18 protein-coding genes are annotated in these 21,022 nt (G+C 63.3%); 13 read left to right on the forward strand and 5 right to left on the reverse strand.

Annotation, left to right across the window (positions count from 1 at the left end; all coding sequences use genetic code 11):
* Positions 1-10 precede the first annotated feature (10 nt).
* From doeA to eutB, 3 genes are read right to left on the reverse strand one after another with little or no spacing between them, the layout of a single operon-like run.
* A complete protein-coding gene (doeA, locus tag FPZ08_RS18115; protein WP_146291575.1) occupies positions 11-1,195 on the reverse strand; it encodes an ectoine hydrolase DoeA in 1,185 nt (394 codons plus the stop codon).
* 25 nt (positions 1,196-1,220) lie between these two features.
* The gene (eutC, locus tag FPZ08_RS18120) at positions 1,221-2,213 is read right to left on the reverse strand and encodes an ectoine utilization protein EutC (protein WP_146291577.1); all 993 of its coding nucleotides are present in this window, start codon (positions 2,211-2,213) and stop codon (positions 1,221-1,223) included.
* Positions 2,206-3,201 carry a hydroxyectoine utilization dehydratase EutB gene (eutB, locus tag FPZ08_RS18125; protein ID WP_146291579.1) on the reverse strand — a complete coding sequence of 332 codons (996 nt, stop codon included), beginning with the start codon at positions 3,199-3,201 and terminating at the stop codon, positions 2,206-2,208. The genes eutC and eutB overlap by 8 nt, the downstream gene beginning before the upstream one ends.
* Before the next feature lie 419 nt (positions 3,202-3,620).
* Between eutB and ehuB the strand changes: the two genes are divergently transcribed.
* The 7 genes from ehuB to FPZ08_RS18160 all read left to right on the forward strand — a co-directional run bounded on the left by ehuB (position 3,621) and on the right by FPZ08_RS18160 (position 10,387).
* Positions 3,621-4,487, forward strand: coding sequence for an ectoine/hydroxyectoine ABC transporter substrate-binding protein EhuB (ehuB, locus tag FPZ08_RS18130; protein WP_146291581.1), 867 nt, complete (start codon positions 3,621-3,623; stop codon positions 4,485-4,487).
* Positions 4,488-4,577: 90 nt separating this feature from the next.
* Positions 4,578-5,249: an ectoine/hydroxyectoine ABC transporter permease subunit EhuC gene (gene ehuC / locus FPZ08_RS18135; protein WP_146291583.1), complete on the forward strand. Its 672-nt coding sequence runs from the start codon at positions 4,578-4,580 to the stop codon at positions 5,247-5,249.
* Between the two features lie 2 nt (positions 5,250-5,251).
* The gene (gene ehuD / locus FPZ08_RS18140) at positions 5,252-5,944 is read left to right on the forward strand and encodes an ectoine/hydroxyectoine ABC transporter permease subunit EhuD (RefSeq protein WP_146291584.1); all 693 of its coding nucleotides are present in this window, start codon (positions 5,252-5,254) and stop codon (positions 5,942-5,944) included.
* The gene (ehuA, locus tag FPZ08_RS18145; protein WP_146291585.1) at positions 5,941-6,714 is read left to right on the forward strand and encodes an ectoine/hydroxyectoine ABC transporter ATP-binding protein EhuA; all 774 of its coding nucleotides are present in this window, start codon (positions 5,941-5,943) and stop codon (positions 6,712-6,714) included. Before ehuD ends, ehuA begins: the two co-directional genes overlap by 4 nt.
* Positions 6,715-6,848: 134 nt before the next feature.
* Complete coding sequence (locus tag FPZ08_RS18150) at positions 6,849-7,352, forward strand: Lrp/AsnC family transcriptional regulator (protein ID WP_146291586.1); 504 nt, start codon at positions 6,849-6,851, stop codon at positions 7,350-7,352.
* 134 nt (positions 7,353-7,486) lie between these two features.
* Positions 7,487-8,977 (forward strand): NAD-dependent succinate-semialdehyde dehydrogenase, encoded by a 1,491-nt coding sequence (locus FPZ08_RS18155; RefSeq protein WP_146291588.1) that lies wholly within the window; start codon positions 7,487-7,489, stop codon positions 8,975-8,977.
* A gap of 33 nt (positions 8,978-9,010) precedes the next feature.
* Complete coding sequence (locus tag FPZ08_RS18160; RefSeq protein ID WP_146291590.1) at positions 9,011-10,387, forward strand: aspartate aminotransferase family protein; 1,377 nt, start codon at positions 9,011-9,013, stop codon at positions 10,385-10,387.
* Positions 10,388-10,451: 64 nt separating this feature from the next.
* On the opposite strand, the gene FPZ08_RS18165 is transcribed toward FPZ08_RS18160, so the two are convergent.
* Positions 10,452-11,489: a LacI family transcriptional regulator gene (locus FPZ08_RS18165; protein ID WP_146291592.1), complete on the reverse strand. Its 1,038-nt coding sequence runs from the start codon at positions 11,487-11,489 to the stop codon at positions 10,452-10,454.
* A 284-nt stretch (positions 11,490-11,773) separates the two neighbouring features.
* Here FPZ08_RS18165 and FPZ08_RS18170 point away from each other — a divergent pair, with 284 nt between their 5' ends.
* From FPZ08_RS18170 to FPZ08_RS18195, 6 genes are all read left to right on the forward strand, one after another.
* On the forward strand, positions 11,774-13,090 hold the full coding sequence (locus tag FPZ08_RS18170; RefSeq protein ID WP_146291594.1) for an extracellular solute-binding protein: 1,317 nt from the start codon (positions 11,774-11,776) through the stop codon (positions 13,088-13,090).
* Between the two features lie 96 nt (positions 13,091-13,186).
* Positions 13,187-14,077, forward strand: coding sequence for a carbohydrate ABC transporter permease (locus FPZ08_RS18175; protein ID WP_146291596.1), 891 nt, complete (start codon positions 13,187-13,189; stop codon positions 14,075-14,077).
* A complete protein-coding gene (locus tag FPZ08_RS18180) occupies positions 14,077-14,889 on the forward strand; it encodes a carbohydrate ABC transporter permease (protein ID WP_146291598.1) in 813 nt (270 codons plus the stop codon). The genes FPZ08_RS18175 and FPZ08_RS18180 overlap by 1 nt, the downstream gene beginning before the upstream one ends.
* A complete protein-coding gene (locus FPZ08_RS18185) occupies positions 14,886-18,086 on the forward strand; it encodes an alpha-mannosidase (protein WP_146291600.1) in 3,201 nt (1,066 codons plus the stop codon). Before FPZ08_RS18180 ends, FPZ08_RS18185 begins: the two co-directional genes overlap by 4 nt.
* 10 nt (positions 18,087-18,096) lie before the next feature.
* Positions 18,097-19,152, forward strand: coding sequence for an ABC transporter ATP-binding protein (locus FPZ08_RS18190; RefSeq protein WP_146291602.1), 1,056 nt, complete (start codon positions 18,097-18,099; stop codon positions 19,150-19,152).
* Positions 19,153-19,458: 306 nt separating this feature from the next.
* On the forward strand, positions 19,459-20,667 hold the full coding sequence (locus tag FPZ08_RS18195) for an ROK family transcriptional regulator (protein ID WP_146291604.1): 1,209 nt from the start codon (positions 19,459-19,461) through the stop codon (positions 20,665-20,667).
* On the opposite strand, the gene FPZ08_RS18200 is transcribed toward FPZ08_RS18195, so the two are convergent.
* On the reverse strand, positions 20,638-20,940 hold the full coding sequence (locus FPZ08_RS18200) for an HU family DNA-binding protein (protein ID WP_146293280.1): 303 nt from the start codon (positions 20,938-20,940) through the stop codon (positions 20,638-20,640). The two genes, FPZ08_RS18195 and FPZ08_RS18200, sit on opposite strands and share 30 nt — an antisense overlap.
* Positions 20,941-21,022: the final 82 nt, after the last annotated feature.

Here is a 21,022-nt window from a genome sequence, read left to right on the forward strand (position 1 = left end):
ATGCCGCCGTTCAGGGTTTGACGACCAGTTCGCGCGATACGTCGGCCAGGCATTCGGCCGGCGCGCCGGCGCGGATGCGGATGGTCTCGGATGTCTCGAAGCCCCAGTCGTCGGTCCAGATGGCCGGCATGAAATGAAACGTCATGTTTTCGGCCAGGATCGATTTATCGCCCGGCCGCAGGCTCATGGTGCGCTCGCCCCAATCGGGCGGATAGGAAATACCCACCGGATAGCCGGTGCGCGAATCCTTCTCGATGCCGTATTTGCGCAGAACGCCGAAGAAGGCGTCGGCCACCTGGCCACAGGTATTGCCGGGACGCGCAGCGTCGAGCCCGGCATCGAGCCCTTCGAGCACCGCCTGCTGTGCCTTCAACATGCCGGCCGGCGGTTCGCCCAGATAGAGCGTGCGCGACAGCGGCGCGTGATAGCGCCGATAGCAGCCGGCAATCTCGAAGAAGGTGCCTTCGCCGCGCCGCATAGGGCGGTCGTCCCATGTGAGGTGCGCCGCCGAGGCATCCTTGCCCGACGGAGTGAGCGGAACGATCGCGGCATAGTCGCCGCCAAAGCCATCGGTGCCGCGCAGGCCGGCATCGTAGATTTCGGCCACCAGGTCGCATTTGCGCAACCCGTGTTCGGACACGTCGCGGATGCGCTGATGCATGACCTCGACCAGCCGCGCCGCCCGCCGCATATAGACCAGTTCCTGCTCGGACTTGACCGCACGCTGCCAGTTCACCAAAGCCGTCGCGTCGGCAATGATGGCATTGGGCAGTTCGGCGCGCAGCGTTTCGAGGCACTTGGCCGAGAAATAGTAGTTATCCATCTCGACGCCCAGGCGCTTGCCGGCGAGGCCCTTGTCAACAAGCACTTTGGCCAGCACCTGATAGGGGTGGACGTCCGGATTCTGCACATAATTGTCGGGGTAGGAGAACATCGACGCCGGATCGAGATAGCTGGTCAGCCGCGCGCCGTTGACGTCCTGCGGGCGTCCGAACCACAGCGGCTCGCCCTCGGGCGGCACGATCACCGCCTGATGCACATAGAAGGACCAGCCGTCATAGCCGGTGAGCCAGCCCATATTGGATGGGTCGGTGACCACGAGCACCTCGATGCCGGCCCGCTCCATGGCGGATCGGACCTTGGCCAGGCGCGCGGCATATTCCTCGATCGAAAAGGCTAGGGTGATGTCAGACACGATGCGTCCCCTCCCGGGAAACCGTTCAACTGGAAAAAATCTGGCCGCCACCGGCCGCCTGGGCGCGCCGACGGGCCAATGTGGCAATGGCAGTGTCCTGCACACCGGTGCCGGTCAGGTCGGCAAAGGTGATCTGGTTGGGTGACGTGCGGCCGCTGGCCTGGCCGGCAATGATGGCGCCCAGCGCGGCAAAATCCTGGTCGGCTGCGACGAGGCCGGCGGCAATGGCATGGTGCAATTCGCCCAGCAGGCGGGTCTGGGCCAGGCTGTCGGGCACATAGAGATCGGCGCGCGCAAGGGCGGCCGGATCAATCTCGTTCTTGTGCTCGGCATCCGAGCCCATGGCGGTCAGGTGCTGGCCGGGACGCAGCCATTCGGCGCGGATGAGCGGAGTGGATGACGGTGTCGTGGTGACGATGATATCGGCTTCGGCGACCGCGGCTTCGGCCGTGGCGGCAACCGAGACGGCGATGCCGTGTTCGGCCACGATCTCGGCCGCCAGCGTTTCGGCCTTGGCGCGGTCGCGCGACCACAAAACCGCCCGGCGGATCGGCCGGACCAGACAGAGCGCCGCCAGTTGCAGCCGGGCCTGCGCCCCGCCGCCGATGATCGCGGCACTCGAGGCATCGGAGCGGGACAGGTGGCGGGCGGCCACCGCGCCGGCCGCGGCGGTGCGGATATCGGTGAGATACCCATTGTCGAGCAGCAGCGCCTCGACCAGCCCGGTGCGGGCGCTGAGCAGCACCATCAATCCATTGACCGAGGGCAGGCCCAGCTTGGGATTGTCGAAGAAGCCGGGGCTGATCTTGATGGCGAAACTGTCAATGCCCGGCACATAGGCGGTCTTGACGTCCACCTCGCCACGCGCCTCGGCAATGTCGAGCCGCATGATTGGCGGCATGACGACCGGCTTCGTCGCCAAAGCACGGAAAGCGTCCTCGACGCAGGCGATAGCATCGAGATCGAGCGGCACCAGATGCCGGAGGGCGGCTTCGGTCAAGATGGTGATGTCAGTCATGGCGCGCCTCCGCCGCGAGATCAGGATTCTCGCCAGCCATGATGCGCCGATGCAGCTTCATGTCGATATTCTTGCCGCTGAGCAGGACCACGGCCGGGCCGGCAAGCGTCACCTTGCCAGCATCGAGCGCGGCAATACCCACGGCAGCGGCGCCTTCGAGCACTTCGCCTTCCTCGAAATAGGCAGCGCGCATGGCCTGGGCGATCTCGACCTCGCTGACCAGCACCACCTCGTCGACCAGGTCGCGAACCATGCTGAATGTATACTGGTTGGCGAGCCCGATGCCGCCGCCCAGGGAATCGGCCAGGGTCGGCACTTCCTCGACCATGACGGGCGCGCCGGCTGCAAGGCTGGCCTGCATGGCGGCGCCGTTTTCCATAGTGACGCCGATGATGCGGATTGCCGGCTTGAGTGTCCGCAGCGCCAGCGCCACCCCGGCCAGCAGGCCGCCGCCCGATAGGGGTACGAGAACCGTGGTCGTGTGCGGTGCGTCTTCCAGCATTTCCAGCCCGAGCGTGCCCTGACCGGCGATGACGGCGGCGTGGTCGAAGGGCGGCACCGGCGTCATGCCAGCTTCCGATGCCAGCCGGTCGACCTCGACCTGGGCATCGTCCTGGCTGTTGCCGACAATGCGGATTTCCGCGCCGAGCGCCTCGATGGCCTGCACCTTGTTGTCAGGCACCAGCCGCGACATGCAGATGACGGCCTTGGTGCCGGCGGCAGCGGCGGCATGGGCGAGGGCTCGTCCGTGATTGCCGGTGGAGGCGGCGACGACGCCGGCATCGCGCTGCGCCCGGGTGAGCGACAGCACGGCATTGGTGGCCCCGCGCAGCTTGAAACTGCCGGTGGTCTGGTGGTGCTCGCATTTGAGCTGCACCGGAACGCCCAGCCGCGCGCTCAGCGCTCTGGCCTCGCGCTGCGGCGTGCGCAATACGCTTGCTGATATCCGCTGGCGCGCCAGCAGGATCTCGGCGAAGTCGATGGTCATGCCGGGCTCCTCCCGATGCCGTCGCAGACGCAAGTCATAGGCCCGTGTGTGCCTGTGGCAAGACCACGCCGGCAAGGCCCATGTTTCGCCGCGCACTATGCCCGCGCCCCGGATAGTCGATCCTTCCAATCTGCCAGCGCCCGGTAGCCGATCCTGCTGCCGGCCGGGCGGCAAAATAGACGTATCGTCCCTCGACTCAAACGCGCCGCTCCGCAACGCTGGAGCCGGCTCAGTTCATCGTGACGGCAGACTAAAAAACACAGGCGATTCAGCCCACTGGCCGGCAAGGCCACCGACTTCCCGACCGGATACCGGTCGGACCGACGCTATCCGGTCGCATCGGCAAGGCGACCGGCGAAAACAGAACATGGCGCTGCACGCGAACCGCCAATAGCAGGAAACCGGGAGACAAACATATCATGACCACCCTTACCAAACGTGCCTCGATCGCCCTCGCTGCCTTGACCGCTGCGGCGATGGCGACGACTGCGGTCAGTGCTGCGACCCTTGACGAGATCAAGGCATCCGGCACGATCCGCATCGCGGTCGCCAACGAAATTCCCTATGGCTATGTCGACCCCAACGGGGAAGCCCTGGGCGCCGGGCCCGACGTGGCCAAGCATATCGTCGAACAGCTCGGCATCGAGAATATCGAGTGGGTGACCACCAATTTCTCCTCGCTCATCCCTGGCCTGCAGGCCGACCGCTTCGACATGGTGGCCGCCGAAATGGCCATCCTGCCCGAGCGCTGCGCCCAGGTGATCTATTCGGAACCCAACAGTTCCTATGGCGAAGGCCTGCTGGTGCCCGCCGGCAACCCCAAGAACATCCACGCCTATGCCGACTTTGCCGAAAATCCCGATCTCAAGGTGGCCATCATGGCCGGTGCCGACCAGCTTGAGATGATGCAGGCGCTGGGCGTGCCTGAAGCCAACCTGGTGACCATCGCTTCCAATGCCGATGCCATCTCGACCGTGTCCACCGGCCGGGCCGACGCCTACGCTGCCACCAGCCTGACCGCTACAGGCCTGGCCTCGCAGGGTAGCGGCGTCGAAGTGGCCGGCGAATTCGTCGATCCAGTGATCGATGGCAATGAAGTGCGCAGCTGGGGCGGTTTCGTCTTTGCCGAGGGCAGCACTGACTTGCGCGACGCCGTGAACGAAGTGCTGGCCGAGTTCAAGCAAACCGAGGACTGGGCTGCGATCCTCACCGGATACGGTTTCAGCCAGGCCGATGTCGACGGTTCGTCCCATCGAACCACCGCGGAACTCTGCGCCGCCGAATAAGCGAGGGGCAGGGGAGATCGGCGTCGATGACGTCGCCGGTCTTTCCCTGTACCGGCCTTTTCGGCATCATGGCCAAGCGGGGGATACCGGATGGCTTGGACTGAGTACCTGACGCCATTGCTGCAGGGAGCCTGGGTAACGGTCCAGCTGACCGTCTACTCGACCATTCTCGGCGCGATCCTGGCCTTTGCCTTCGGCATCGGCAAACTGTCGCCCAACTGGCTGATCAAGGCCATTTCGGTCGGCTATATCGAAATCTTCCGCGGCACCTCGCTGCTGGTGCAGCTGTTCTGGCTCTATTTCGCCCTGCCCGTTGCCGGGCAGGCGGTGGGGCTCGACCTGCGCCTGCCGCCGGTGGTGGCAGGCGTGCTGGCGCTGAGCCTCAATATCGGGGCCTATGGCGCCGAAGTGGTTCGCGGCGCCATCCAGGCCGTGCAGAAAAACCAGTACGAGGCGGCGCGGGCGCTCAATTTCACCCCCCGCCAGGCCCTGTTCGGCGTCGCGCTGCCGCAGGCCATCCCTGAAATGATGCCGCCCTTCGGCAACCTGGCGGTGCAGAACCTCAAGGATACCGCGCTGGTCTCGCTGATCAGCCTGGGCGACCTGGCCTTCCGCGCCGAGCAATTGCGCAATTTCACCCAGGACAGCACCACCATCTTCACCCTGGTCCTGTTCATGTATTTCGGCATGGCGCTGGTGCTCACCGCCATCATGAAGCTGCTCGAGCGGTTTGTCGGCCGCTGGCGCCACGCGAGTAACTAGCCATGCTGTTCGGTATTGAATGGGATACATCGAGCGAACTGGCCTTTGCCTGGTCCATCCTGCCGATCCTGCTGATCGGTTTGTGGGTGACCATCCAGGCGACGGTGCTCGGCTTCGTCGTCGCGCTGGTGCTGGGGCTGGTCCTGGCGGTGCTCAAGGGCGCGCCCTCGCGCTTCGTCTCCTGGCCGGCCAATGTGCTCTGCGAATTCATCCGCGACACGCCGCTGCTGATCCAACTGTTCTTCCTCTACTACGTGCTGCCCGAATATGGCCTGGTGCTGCCCGCCTTCATGACCGGCGCGCTGGCGCTGGGCCTGCAATACAGCGCCTATACGTCCGAGGTTTACCGGGCCGGACTGCAGGCCATCGGCCGCGATCAGCGCGAGGCGGCACGGGCGCTCAATTTCCCGTCGGCCCATACCTTCACCCATGTGCTGCTGCCCCAGGCCATTCCGCGCATCATCCCGGCCATGGGCAATTACCTGGTCTCGATCATGAAGGACGTGCCGGTGCTGTCAGTGGTGACGGTGCTCGAAATGCTCAACGTCGCCAAGATCATCGGCGATCGCACCTTCGATTATATGGTGCCGCTCTCCATGGTCGGCGGGCTCTACCTCATCATGACCCTGGTCGCCTCGGCCGGCGTGCGCCTGCTCGACACGCGCCTTCCCAAGCAAGGATTGCCCCTCAAATGACCGATCCCATCATCAAATTCGACAAGGTCGGCAAGAGCTACGGGTCGCTCAAAGTGCTCGATGGCCTCGATTTCGAGGTCAAGCGCGGCGAGAAGGTCACCATTATCGGCCCCTCCGGCTCGGGCAAATCCACCGTGCTGCGCGTGCTGATGACGCTCGAAACCATCAATGATGGCGTGGTCTATGTCGGCAATGAACCGCTCTGGCACGAGCAGCGCAGCGGCGCGCTGGTGCCAGCCGGCGAGGAGCATCTGCGCAAGATGCGCCGGCAGTTGGGCATGGTGTTCCAGCAGTTCAACCTGTTCCCGCATATGACGGTGCGCCGCAATATCGCCGAGGCCCCGGTCAAGGTGCTCGGCCTCAGCCGGCAGGATGCCAACCAGCGCGCCGAGGAATTGCTGGAAATGGTCGGCCTGGCCGATCAGGCGCACAAATATCCACACCAATTGTCGGGTGGTCAGCAACAGCGCGTCGGTATCGCCCGCGCGCTCGCCATGCGGCCCAAGGTGATGCTGTTCGACGAGCCGACATCGGCACTCGATCCCGAACTGGTTGGGGAAGTGCTCAATGTCATCGCCCGGCTCGCCTCCGAACATGATCTCACCATGCTGCTGGTGACCCACGAAATGCGCTTTGCCCGCGAGGTTTCCGACCGGGTCTGCTTCTTCGACAAGGGGCAGATGAAGGAACAGGGCACGCCCGACGAACTCTTCACCGCCCCCAGGGAGCAACGCACGCGCGACTTTCTCAAGGCCGTGCTCAACGGCTGAACCAGGATGCAAGCACCGGGCAGCCTGCAGGCATTTCGCATGCAAGCAGCGGGCATGCTCGCGCATACGCGCTGGACGCGTATGCCGTAACGCCTTTATTATGCTTCCAGATTCACCGGGAGCATCGATCTGGCGTGACCGCATCACACCCCGAACGGCTAAGGCTCGATGACCGGGACATCAAGATCCTGAGCATCCTGCAACGCGAAGGCCGCATTCCAAAAGCGGCCTTGGCCGAGCGCGTCAATCTCTCGGCCACGCCCTGCTGGGAGCGGCTGCGGCGCCTCGAGGATGCCGGAATTATCGAGAGCTACCAGGCGCAGATTTCGCTCAAGGCCTTCGGTCCGGTGACCATGGTCTTCGTGCAGATCGAAATCGAGAACCATCGCAGCGACGATTTCGCCCGCTTCGAAAAGGCCATCGCAGCCGTGCCCGAAGTCGTCGAATGCTGGGCGGTGGGCGGCGGCATGGACTATATCTGCAAGCTCGTCGTCCGGCATCTGGATGACTATCAGAAGCTGATCAACAACCTGCTGGCCCAGGAAATCGGCATCAAGCGCTACTATTCCTACGTCGTCACCCTGCCGGTGAAGGACGAGCCATTGCCCGTTGGCCTGCTCGCCGCCAGCCAGGATTAGGTGTCTCTAACCGGCGCCAGATGATTTGCCCGCCGGCCTGCATGCAAACAGGGCATCCCTCCGAATTTGCGACCGAGTTTGGCGAACGCCTCTCCCGCTAGCCCGATATTGTCGCTGCCAATGTGGAGGCGACAATGCCAGCGTCAGCATCGAGAACCGACCATCGCGCCGACCCGATTGCGGGTCTTGATGACCAAGACCTGTTCTGCGCCGCCGCCTTTATCGACGGCCGGCGCATTGGCGCGGATACCGATGTCATCGAGGTAACCGACCCAGCGACCGGCCAGCTCATCGGCACGGTTCCCGCGCTCGATGGGGCGGCATCCACCTCTGCGGTCGATGCGGCGGCAAAGGCCTTTCCCGCCTGGTCGGGGCTGTTGCCACAGGAACGCTCCGCCATCCTGCGCCGCTGGTTTGAGGCCATCCGCGCGGCGCGCGAGGACCTGGCGCTGATCATGACGCGCGAACAGGGCAAGCCGCTCTCCGAAGCGCGCGGCGAAATCGACTATGCCGCCTCCTTCGTCGAATTCTACGCCGAGGAGGCCAAGCGCCCCAATATCGAAAGCGTCACCTCCCATCTCGCCGATGCCGAAGTGGAGGTCTGGCGCGAGCCATCCGGCGTGGCGGCGCTCATCACACCGTGGAATTTCCCCTCCGCCATGCTGACCCGCAAGGCTGCTGCCGCCCTTGCGGCCGGCTGCACCTGCGTGGCGCACCCGTCGGGCGAAACGCCGTTTTCCGCCACGGCCCTGGCCGTGCTGGCCGACCGGGCCGGCATGCCGCCGGGCGTTTTCAACGTGGTCACCGGGCGTGCCGCCGAAGTGGTCGAGCCCTGGACCGAAGACCCGCGCGTGCGCGTGCTTTCCTTTACCGGCTCGACCGAAATCGGGCGCCTGCTCTATCGCCAGTCGGCCGGAACAATGAAACGGCTGGTGATGGAACTGGGGGGTCTGGCGCCCTTCATCGTCTTTGCCGATGCCGATCTCGACCAGGCGGTCGAGGAAGCCATCAAGGCCAAATTCGCCACATCGGGGCAGGACTGTCTGGGTGCCAACCGTTTCTTTGTCGAGCGGCCGCTTTACGACGAATTCTGCCGCCGCTTTGCCGCCGCCACCTCAGCCCTGCGTGTGGGGCCGGGCATCCAGGATCTCGATATCGGGCCGCTGATGAACCAGCGTGCCGTCGCCAAGCAGCATCAGCATGTCGAGGATGCGCTGGCCAGGGGCGCAAAGTGCCTGGTGGGTGGGAAGGTCCATGCGGCCGGCCCGCTCTTCTTCGCGCCGACGGTCCTTGCCGATGTGTCGGATGATTCCCTCATCATGCATGAGGAGACCTTCGGCCCGGTCGCGGCCATCGCGCCCTTCGACGACGAAGCCGCGGTCATCGCCCGGGCCAATGATACCGAATACGGCCTCATCGCCTATCTCCACACCAACGATCCGCGCCGCATCTATCGCGCCAGTCGGGCGCTGCAATTCGGCATGGTGGCGGTCAACCGCACCAAGGTCACCGGCCCGCCCATTCCCTTTGGCGGTATGAAGCAATCCGGCCTTGGCCGCGAAGGCGCACGGCTCGGCATGGAGGCCTTCACCGAGGTCAAATATGTCTGCCGCGATTGGCACTGAACACACCCTATCCCACGGAAGGACCACACAAAAATGCTGACCAACGACCAACTCGACCGCTGGGACCGCGACAACTTCTTTCACCCCTCGACCCATCTGGGCCAGCATGCGCGCGGCGAAAGCCCCAGCCGCATCATTACCGGTGGTTCGGGCGTCTATATCGAGGATCGTGACGGCAACCGGCTGCTCGACGCCTTTGCCGGCCTCTACTGCGTCAATGTCGGCTATGGCCGCACCGAAATCGCCGATGCCATTGCCGAACAGGCCAAGCAGCTGGCCTATTACCACGCCTATGTCGGGCACGGCACCGAGGCCTCGATCACCCTGGCCAAGATGATCCTGGAGCGGGCGCCCAAGAACATGTCCAAGGTCTATTTCGGCCTGGGCGGCTCGGACGCCAACGAAACCAACATCAAGATGGTCTGGTATTACAACAACATCCTGGGCCGGCCGGAAAAGAAGAAGATCATTTCGCGCTGGCGCGGCTATCACGGCTCGGGCCTGATGACCGGTTCGCTGACCGGGCTCGCATCGTTCCACAACAAATTCGACCTGCCGCTCAGCCCGATCCTTCACACCGAGGCGCCCTATTATTACCGCCGGCCCCGGCTGGATATGAGCGAGGCCGATTTCGTTTCCCATTGCGTGGCCGAGCTCGAAGCGCTGATCGACCGCGAAGGCGCCGACACCATTGCCGCCTTCATCGGCGAGCCGGTGCTGGGCACCGGTGGCCTCGTACCGCCGCCACAGGGTTATTGGCCGGCGATCCAGAAGGTGCTGAAGAAGCACGATATCCTCCTCATCGTCGATGAAGTCGTGACGGCATTCGGGCGCCTGGGCGCCATGTTCGGTTCGGACAAATACGGGCTTGAAGCCGATATCATCACCATCGCCAAGGGCCTGACCTCGGCCTATGCTCCGCTTTCGGGCTCGATTTTCTCGCAGCGCATGTGGGACGTGCTGGTGCGCGGCACCGACGAGAATGGCGCCATCGGGCATGGCTGGACCTATTCGTCACACCCGATCAGCGCTGCCGCCGGCGTCGCCAACCTGCTGCTGGTGGATTCCCTTGGCCTGGTCGGCAATGCCGGCACGGTCGGCGCCTATCTCAACGCCGCGATGCGCGATGCCCTTGCGGCCCACCCCCATGTCGGTGACGTGCGCGGCGAAGGCCTGCTGTGTGCCGTCGAATTCGTCAAAGACAAGGACAGCCGCACCTTCTTCGACGCGAGCGAAAAACTCGGCCCACGCCTGGCTGCGGCGCTGCTCGGCCGCGGCGTCATCGCCCGGGCCATGCCTCAGGGCGACATTATCGGCTTCGCGCCGCCGCTCTGCCTCAGCCGGCAGGAAGCCGATATCATTGTTGCCGCCTTCACCGAGGCGGTGAACGAGGTGCTGGGCCGGCCGTAACGACTGAAGCGTTTCCAGCAAAAGTGGCAACGGTTTTGCGGTTCGGAAACGCGACAAAAATTCTCTAGCTGCGCCAATGCGGCTGCGGCTCGGCCATGGTCTGCAGGCTTTCCGCGTCATCGCCCTCGATGCGCCGCAGCAGCAGGCGGGTGAGCTCCCCGCCGGCGGCGAAGACATCTTCGCGAATGCTGTCCAGGTCGGGGAATAAAGTGGGCAATATGCCCGAGGTCTGCTTGTAGATCAGGTGCAGGTCGCGACCGAGTACGCGTCCGCCTTCCTCCAGCCCGCCGACTAGCGCAATGGTGCGCATCTCGCTGTCGCAGATAATGCCGTCGGGCCGATTGGCTTCGGCCGCCAGATCGAGCCCGATCTTACGCATTTCGGCCGGCGAGGCGCCCTGCGTGCCTTCGAGTATCCGCGCCTCGATCCCGGCCCGCGCCGTGGCCTTGTGAAAGGCGGTGACGATGTTCTGGTAATTGGTGGTGCTGTCATCGCCAATGACCAGCATCACCCGCTTGCAGCCCTTGCTGGCCAGCCGCTCCACCGCCATGGCGGCGAACACTTCAGAATGGAAGTCGTGATAGGGGTGGGGCGTATAGAATTCGGTGCGCCCGTGGCTGACAAAGGGGAAGTCCGCATCGATCATCATCTGCACGCGTTTGTCACGCGGCCCGGTATGGGTGATGACGACGCCGTCGGCCGTGCGGTTGTCGAGAATGTAGCGGATTGTTTCGGCCGAGTTGTGTCGCTCGAATTCGGGAATGACCGTCAGGTGATAGCGCGTGCCCTTGATGGCATTGCCGATGCCCTGGATCATCTGGCGCGCGAAATCGATCGAGTCCTCGGCGCCATCGAGCACCAGCGCGATCACATTGGTCTTGCCGGTGCGCAGGCGCACGCCGGCCCGGTCGGGGATATAGCCGAGCTTCTTGGCGGCCTCGGCCACCTTGTCGCGCGTTTCCTGCTTCAGCGTGGTGCCGCCGCGCAGCGACAGTGACACGGTGGAGAGGCTCAGCCCCGTCACCTCGGCAATGGTGCGCAGGGTGACGCGCGGGTTTGCGCTGCCGCGCCCATTGCCGCTCGATGTGGTCTTGCTGCTCATCGTTTTCGCTTTCCCCCACCCGTTTCTACACCGCTGGGCACAGAAACCAAACAGGCCAAATTTTGCAACGATATACAAGACGCATTAACCGATTTGAAACGATTTCGAAAATTCAACACACTGATAATAAACACGAAAACGAAGGAAATGTCAGAGAAGCTGTCGCAATCCGATTCACAATTGCAACGTTGCATAACATGTGGTTACCTCATGCCGCGTCAGGATGAGGGTTCCGGCGCGAGGCTGCCCGACCAGAGGCAGCGCGAGCAGCAGAGGAGGAGTTGATGCTCAGACGAGGATTTCTGACCACGGTGGCCGCAGTGTCGCTGGTGGCCGCCGCCGCGATCCCCGCGAAGGCCGAAGTGTCGATCATGTATATCGAAGCCTTTGGTGCCCTGATCGAGTCGGGCATCGCGGACTTCGAGGCCGAAACCGGAGAAACGGTCAACGCCATCAAGCTGCCCGGCCAGGGTTATGACCAGCGCATCGCGCTCGATCTGGCCGCCGGCACCGCTGCCGATGTCAACCTGATCGACAGTTTCATGGTCAGCGAACTGGCCGCTGCAGGATATCTCGAACCGCTCGGCACCATGGCCGCGGCCTGGGACCAGTATCAGTATTACCTGCCCGGCCTGATGGAAGTGGCCTCCTACCAGGGCGAGGTCTATGCCCTGCCCACCGACACCGATGTGCGCATGCTGTGGTATGATCTGTCCAATTTCGAGAAGGCCGGCATTGCCACGCCGTGGCAGCCCAAGAACTGGGCCGACATTCTCGACGCCGCCACCAAGCTCAAAGAAGCGGGTGTGCAGTATCCTTTCCAGCTGCCCGCCGGCATCAAGCAGGGCGAAGCCACCACCATGCAGGGCTTCTATATGGCCCTGCTCGGCGCCGACGTGCCCGAGGGCGACCGCAACCGTCTGCTCAAGCGCGATACCAATCAGTGGATCGGCGACAGCCCGGCGCTCCGTCGCGTCTTCGACCTCTATCACCAGGTCTATGTGGAGCAGGAACTGAACCCGGCCGACCTCAACTACGCCACCGATATCGGCGCCGCCGTGCGTCAGGCCCTCGCCGATGACAAGCTGGGCATCCTGGCTTCGGGCTCGTGGGAAGATGCGTGCCTGTGGGACTGCAACAACCCGCCCAGCCGTGAAGACCGCGATGCACAGGTCGCCTGGACGCCCTTCCCGGGCTCCGGCGAGCCGGGCACCATGGCTGCCACCAACATTTCCGGCGGCTGGACCCTGGGCATCAATGCCAATGCCGCCGACAAGGACATGGCCTTCAAGCTGATCACCACCATCTTCGATGAAGATAACTTCAAGGAATGGACGCTGGCCAACCATCGCATGGCCGTGCGGACCGATATTTCCGAAAGCACCGAATATACCGCCGATCCATTCCTGGCCGAAGCAACCAAGCTCGCGGCCACGACGACGGGCCGCGACACCATTCCCGGCTACCAGACGGTTTCGGCCCTCGTCCAGCAGGCCACGTCCGACCTGCTTGATGGCGCCAGCGTCGATGAAGTCGCCCAGAGCTACCATGACGCCCTAGTCGATGAATTCGGCGAAGAGAACGTCATCACCTACGAATAAACCTACCTCCCGACGCGGCGGTGCCCAAATGTCCTCCGGGTGCCGCCGTGACGGGATGTTTCGTGTTTGAATGGCCCGCGTGAGCGAGAGCAGCCCATGAAAAATCAGGCCAATCCCTGGCTCACCAGCAATCTGTTCGTCCTTGGCCTGGGCCTGTTGCCCGCCGCCATATTGATCGGTGCGCTGCTTTATTTCACTGCCTGGGCCTTCGCCTTCAGCTTTACCGATCTGGCTTTGGTTGGGCGCAAGTCGGTGGAATGGAGCTGGGTCGGGCTGCAGAATTTCGAGCGACTGTTCACCCGCCGAGGGTTCCTCGAATCCCTCTGGACCACCGTCATCTTCGTTTTTTTCTCGGCCATTGTCGGTCAGTCGGTGCTGGGTTTCCTGCTGGCGGCCTTGCTGCGCGGGACGCAATCGACCATTCGCAGCGTGGTCGAGGTCTGCATCATGCTGGGCTGGCTGCTGCCCGATATCGTGGCGGCCTTCCTGTGGTCGGCCACGACCAGCCAGACGGGCCTGATCAACCAGCTCATCATCGTGCCGCTGGGCTTTCCGCCGATCAATTTCATCAACGAATATGCCCTGCCCATCGTCACCATCGCCAATATCTGGAAGGGCACGGCCTGGTCCTACCTGCTGTTCTCGGCAGCTTTGGATTCGGTGTCGCGCGAAGTGGTCGAAGCCGCCAAGGTCGATGGCGCCACGCCCTTCCAGCGCATCTGGCTGGTGCAGCTGCCGATCATCCGGCCGCATATCGCCACCAATATGCTGTTCATCACCATCTGGACCTTCACCTATTTCCCGCTGATCTTCGCGATGACCGGCGGCGGACCTGGCGGGCAGACGCAGGTGCTGGCGGTGTTCCTCTACAATCAGAGTTTCTCGCGCGGCAATCTCGGCTTCGGTAGTGCGATCTCCGTCGCCATGCTGATCATTGTCGGCCTGTTGTCGCTGGTCTATCTGCGCATGCTGCGGGAGCCGAAATAATGGATTCGACCGGCCCGTCGCGCACCACCTCGATTGCCCTGGCCTTTATGGCCGTCATCTGGATCAGCCCGTTTTCCTGGCTCATCCTCAATGCCTTCAACCCGCTCTCCACCGGACAACTGGAAATTCCACGCGCCGTGGGGCTCGATAATTTCGCGCTGGCGGTGAGTGGCAATGCCGGGCGGCAATTCATCAATTCCATGCTGATCGCCGCCGGCACGGCGACGCTCAGTGTTATCGTCGGCATTTCGGCGGCCTATCCGCTGTCGCGGTTGCGCATTCCCGGCCGCAATGCCTTCCTCTGGACGCTGGTGCTGCTGCGCATGCTGCCTTCGGCGGGCGTGCTGGTGCCGCTCTATTTCGCGGCGCAGCGGAGCGGCCTGCTCAATCAGCTCGGCGTCATCATCGCGCTGACCGTGCTCAACCTGCCTTTCACGCTGCTGCTGCTGAAGAATTTCTTCGACACGGTGCCGATCGAGCTCGAGGAAGCGGCCTATGTCGAGGGTGCGAGCCTGTTCCAGATCGTCACGAAAATCGTGCTGCCCATGTCGCGGGCCGGCATTGCCGTGGTCTGGTTCTACAGCTTCACCGGCGCCTGGAACGAATTCCTGCTGCCGCTGATCTTTGCCCGCGTGCAGGATGCCTTCCCCATGTCGGTGGGGCTTTACGCGGCTTTCGGCCAGCAGGGGGCCATCAATTACGGGTTCCTGACGGCCTTTTCCATCATCTACGCTGCGCCGGCGGTCGGCGTGTATTTCTTGTTACGGCGCAACATGAACACAGGTTTCGCCGGTGTCGGAGTCAAAGGATGACCTATTCCAACCCCCTCTCGTCCAAGCTGGGCCTGCTGGACGATGACCTCAAGATGGAGGGCAAGCTCATCCGGCTCTGCAAGGATCTGGAAAACAAGATCCTGACTCCAGCAGGTGACGTCGCCTGGCAGTGGCATGTGCAGCGCGCCGACGTGACGACGGAGGAAGCCCTCAAGTCCGACTGGCGCAAGTGGGAGCAGTTCGGCCCCCATTCCGTCTGGGCCAAGAAGCAGGACCATACCTGGTTCGCCGCCGAAGTCGTGGTGCCCGAAGCCGCCCGGGGCAGGACCTTCGTGCTCAAATTTACCAGCCAGTGGCAGGACCGGCCGGGTTCGACCGATCCGCAATGCCTGGCCTATCTCGATGGCAAGATCGCCCAGGCGCTCGACGGCAACCACACCGAGCTGGTCATCGAGCGCAATGCCAAGCCGGGCAGCAAGCATATCCTGCTGGTCAATGCCTTCACCTTCTTCGACCGGCCGCTGGTCGGCTTCACGGTGGATTTCTATACGCGCAGCGAGCGGGCGGAAAAGCTCTATTGGGACCTGCAGACGCCGCTGGATGTCGCGATCCGGCTCTACCAGAACGATCCGCGCCGCCAGGCCATTCTCAACATCATCGATCGCGCCTTGCGGGCGCTCGATCGCCGCGCCGGCTATACGGCAGAATTCGAGGCCTCGCTCGGCGCCGCCGAAAAGATCGCCGCTGAAATCTACAAGCTGGTCGATACCGAGAACCAGCCGCAGATCACCGCCGTCGGCTCGACCCATCTCGATGTGGGCTGGCTGTGGCGCGTCATGCATACCCGCGACAAGACGGGACGCAGCTTTGCCACGGTGCTCAACCTCATGGAGGAGTACCCTGAATTCATCTTCATGTATAACCAGTCGGTGCTCTTCGATTTCCTGAAAAAGGACTATCCCGAGCTCTGGGCGCGGCTCGTCGAGCGGGTCAAATCCGGCCAGTTCGAGATTGAAGGCGCCATGTGGGTGGAACCCGACGTCAACATCGTCTCGGGGGAAAGCCTCGTCCGCCAGATCATGCGCGGCCGGCGCTTCCATCTCGAGCATTTCGGCGTCGATCCCAAGACGGTCTGGCTGCCCGACACCTTCGGCTATTCGGCCAACCTGCCGCAGGTGATGGACAAATCCGGCCTCAAATATTTCGTCACGTCCAAGCTGAGCTGGAACGATACCGACCGTTTCCCCTATGACAGCTTCCACTGGCGCGGCATCGACGGCACGGTGACCAAGGCCCAGCTCATTACCGCCCAACGCTATGAAAGCGAAGAGATTTTCACCACCTATAATGGCGACCTGTCGGTCAGCGAGACCATGGGCGCCTGGAAGCGCTATGAGCCCAAGGCGGTGCACAACGAAGTCGTCATGTCCTATGGCTATGGCGATGGCGGCGGTGGGCCGACCCGCGGCATGATCGAGCGCGGCATCCGCCTCGAACGCGGTATTCCCGGTGCCCCGCGCGTGAAGCTGGAAGGCATCGTTCCCTTCCTCGATCGTCTCGGCAAGGCCATGGATGCGCCGGGCAACAGGTTCCCCACCTGGAATGGCGAACTTTACCTGCAATATCATCGCGGGACGCTGACCTCGGTGGCCAAGAACAAGGCCAATAACCGGCGGTCCGAGCGCCTGCTGCGCGAGCTGGAATTCCTTGGCGCCATGGCCCTGGTCGAGGCCGGTGCGCCCTATCCGAGCGAGACGCTGGCCGAATTCTGGGAACTGGTGCTGATCAACCAGTTCCACGACATCCTGCCTGGCACCTCGATCCCCGAAGTCTATGTCGACAGCGACAGCGAATACGGCCAGATTTTCTCGACACTGGGGTCGCAGAACGGGCCCTGGCATGCTGCGGCGCAGGCTTTCGCCAAGCCGGGCGCGGACCAGTTGCGTCTGTTCAACTTCACCGGCCAGACCCGTTCCGGCCTGGTCACTATCGGCACCGAAGCCGAACTCGACGGCGCGTCACTCGCGGTTCCAGATGGGACGTATCCCCTGCAGAAGATTTTCGCGGCCGATGGCTCTGCCTCCTTCGCCGCGCCTGTGTCCGATATTAACCCGCTCGGCTGGACAGGGGGACAAGTTATTTCCGGCGGGGCCAGCAACAGCTCGTCCAGCCTGTCGGTCTCGGCGACGCATCTCGAAAACGAACTGCTCAAGGTCAGCTTCGACAAGGCAGGCGAGATCACCTCGGTCTTCGACAAGACGCGCAACCGCGAAACGCTCGAGCCGGGCAAGACGGCCAACCGCCTCATCGCTTATGAAGACAAGCCGATGGAATGGGACGCCTGGGATATCGACCGCTATTTCGAGGAACAGTTCTGGCCGCTGGCTGACGGCAAGGCCTTGATTTCAGTGGTGGAAACTGGCCCGCATCGTGCCGCCATCCGCGTGGAACGCAGCTACCAGGCTTCGAAAGTCGTGCAGGTGATTTCGCTGGCATCGGGCGCGCGGCAGGTGGAATTCGATACCTTTATCGACTGGCAGGAGCGCCAGACGGTGCTGAAGGCTCAGTTCCCCTTCGACCTCAACACCTCGGAAATCCGCTCGGAAATCCAGTTCGGCCATGTCCGGCGCCCGACCCATCGCAATACCAGTTGGGACAAGGCGCGCTTCGAGGCCTCGATGCATCGCTGGGTCGATCTCAGCGAATCCGATTTCGGCGTCGCCCTGCTCAATGACTGCAAATATGCCTATGACTGCCTTGAGCAATCGGTACGGCTGACGCTGGTGCGCGGCTCGACCTTCCCCAGCCCCGATGCCGATCTGGGCGAACATCGGCTGCGCTATGCGCTCTTCGTGCATGATGGCGTGGCTGATCTGGCCGACGTGCATCGCGCCGCCGAGCGCTTCAACAATCCTGTCGCGGTGATCGGCTCGCGCAAGCATGCCAGCGCCCCGGCGACCGAATTGCCCCGCTTCAGCTTTGCCAGTGTCGACCAGTCCAACGTGACGCTGGAAACGGTCAAGAAGGCCGAAAAGTCCGATGCGGTGGTGCTGCGCATCTTTGAGCACGCCAATATCCGTGCCGAGGCAACCATCACCTTCGGCATTCCGGTCAAGGCGGTGCGAACAGTCAACCTGATGGAGGAGGGCGACAGCAAGCCATTGGACATCAAGGATAATGGCGTGACCCTGTCGCTGCGGCCCTTCGAAATCGCCACGCTGCTGATCGAAACCTGAGGAGGCTTCCATGTCCGATGTGTCGCTGCGCGGGGTCCGCAAGTCCTATGGTTCGATCGAGGTCGTGCATGGGGTGGACCTCGATATCAAGTCGGGGGAATTCGTGGTGTTTGTGGGCCCTTCGGGCTGCGGCAAATCCACCTTGCTGCGCATGATTGCCGGGCTGGAACCCATTAGCGGCGGCGATATTTCCATCGGCGGCAGGATCGTCAATGACATTCCCTCGCCGCAGCGGGGCATCGCCATGGTGTTCCAGAGCTACGCGCTCTATCCGCATATGAGCGTCTACGAGAATATGGCCTTCGGGCTGAAACTCGCCAAGACGCCGAAAGCCGAGGTGGATCAGCGGGTTAGGGAGGCGGCGCGGATATTGCAGATCGAGGATTATCTCGAACGCATGCCCAAGGCGCTCAGTGGCGGGCAGCGCCAGCGCGTCGCCATCGGCCGGGCCATCGTGCGCAATCCCAAGGTTTTCCTGTTTGACGAGCCGCTCAGCAACCTCGATGCCTCACTGCGGGCGCAGACGCGGATCGAGATCGCCAAGCTGCACGATACGCTAGACGCCACAATGATTTACGTGACCCATGACCAAGTCGAGGCCATGACCCTGGCCGACCGGATCGTGGTGCTCAATGCCGGCGTGATCGAGCAGGTGGGCAGCCCGCTGGAACTCTACCGAAACCCCGTCAACACCTTCGTTGCCGGCTTCATCGCCAGCCAGCGCATGAACTTCCTGCCGGTGTCCCCGAGCGGTGACGGATTGCTGCTTCCGGGTAACAGACTGTTAGCGTTGAGCCACACGCAACGTGAAAATGCGCGCACGCTGGGGATACGTCCCGAGCATCTGGAGCTGGCCAGCCCCGAGGCGGCCCATTTCAGCGGAACGCTGTCGGTCATCGAGCAGTTCGGCGAATATGCCCTGGCCTATGTCGAGCTGCCGAGCGGCGAGCTTGTCACCATCAAGCTGGACGGTGCGCCCGACCTGCAACTGCACCAGACCATCCATATCGGCCTGCCGGCGGAGGGCGTGCATCTGTTCGACGAAGCTGGCCGCGCCTTACGCTGATGGGCCGCGAACATGCCGCGCCGACATAGACGTTAGTATGAGCGCCCATGGGGCGTTCGCCCCGGATAGGCGGCCTTCCCGGTAGATTTCCCAATAGACAGGGCCTGGCCCTTCGGGCCAATTCAGGTTTGCGGGACTTGGCGCGGCGGACCCGGTTTGGCATGATCGCCGGACTTACTTTTCGAATCACGGCTTGCGGGCGTTTGCGGCGCCCGCACCACCTTCATTTTTATTATATGCCACCGGCTGATCCGCGCTGCTTGCACGGGCGGCCGACGATGGCCGGTGTTTTAGGAATGTGCCGACATGACTTCCGAGCCGGTACGTGACGCCTTCGATGCGGGCGGACGGGGATTGCAGCATCACGGGCTGCGTCGGGCCAATGAGCGCGCCGTATTGACGGTGATCGGCTTCAATCCCGGCGTGTCCAATGCCGATATCGCGCGCCTGTCGGGCCTGGCGCCGCAGACCGTTTCGGCCATCCTGACCGATCTCGACGGGCTGGGGCTGATCGCCCGCGGCGAAGTGCTGCGCGGGCGGCGCGGCCAGCCGGCCACCCCGATTTCGCTGCATCCCGAAGGCGCCTTTTCCATCGGCGTCGAAATCGGCTGGCGCCATGTCGATGTGCTGCTGCTCAACCTGCAGGGGCAGGTGCTGGCCCATCGCCATCGCGACCATGTCTTCCCCGATGCCGCCGGCATTATCGATACGATCGTGGCGATGATGGACGAGGTGCTGCTCAGCCTGCCTGACGGGCTGCGGGAGCGGCTGACTGATATCGGGGTGGCCCTGCCCACCAATATTGCCGGCAATCTGGCATTGGTCGACGCCCCCGACAGCCAGCGGCCCTTATGGGAGCAGCTCGATATCGCCGCGGAACTGGGCGGGCGCACCGGGATCACGGTGAGCCTGTTCAACGACGGCAATGCCGCCTGCTGGGGCGAGCTGATCGCCTTCCCCAGGCCGCGGCCGGCCGATTTCATCTATTTCCTGATCGGGCGCTATATCGCCGCCGGCATTGTCGGCGACGGCACGCTCTGGGAGGGCCCGAGCGACAATTCGGCCAATCTCGGCTCCATGCTGGTGACCGGCCCCGATGGCCGCCCGCAGGTGGCCCATTTCATTGCTTCGGTGACGGCGCTGGAAGGCCGGCTCGCCGCAGCCGGCTTCACCATCGACAGAAGCGATCCGGCCAACTGGTCCTGGCAGGATTTCGGCCCGGTGCTGGAGCAATGGCTGGCCGACAGCGCAAGGGCGCTGGCCCGGGTCGTGTTCAACACGACCACGGTTATCGAAACCGGGCTGGTCATACTCGATTCCATCCTGCCGCCGGCCATTGTAAGCGAGCTGGTGCAGCGGCTGGAGGCCGAATTGCGGCTGCTGCCGATCACGTCCTATACGCCGCCACAGGTGTTGCCGGGACATCTGGGCGCGCTGGCGCCTGCTATCGGCGCGGCCGAGCTGACACTCTATCGCCGCTATTTCTCACGCACGCTTGCGGACCTTGCCGGCTGACACCGGCGCCACCGGGGTCATCGCCTCGCGCAATTGCGCGCTGGGCGTGAACACCACGGTCTGCCGCGGCGAAATGCGATGCTCGGTGCCGGTGCGTGGATTGCGGCCCAGCCGCTCGGCGCGCGAACGCACCTGGAGCGAGCCGAACCCGGTCAGCTTGACATTCTCCCCTTCCATCAGCGCCTGCCCCACCAGCGCAAACATGGCCTCTCCCACAGCCGCCGTATCGGCCTTGCTGAGACCGGTCAGTCGTGCCGCTGCTTCGCTGAGCATGGCTCGCGTAATTGTTTTGTTCAATGTGAAGTCCCCCTGCTTAAGTTCATAGGAGGAAGTTAACCTCCTGTCCAGAGGCGGA

It is taken from the genome of Devosia ginsengisoli, assembly GCF_007859655.1.
Taxonomy (GTDB): Bacteria; Pseudomonadota; Alphaproteobacteria; order Rhizobiales; family Devosiaceae; genus Devosia; species Devosia ginsengisoli.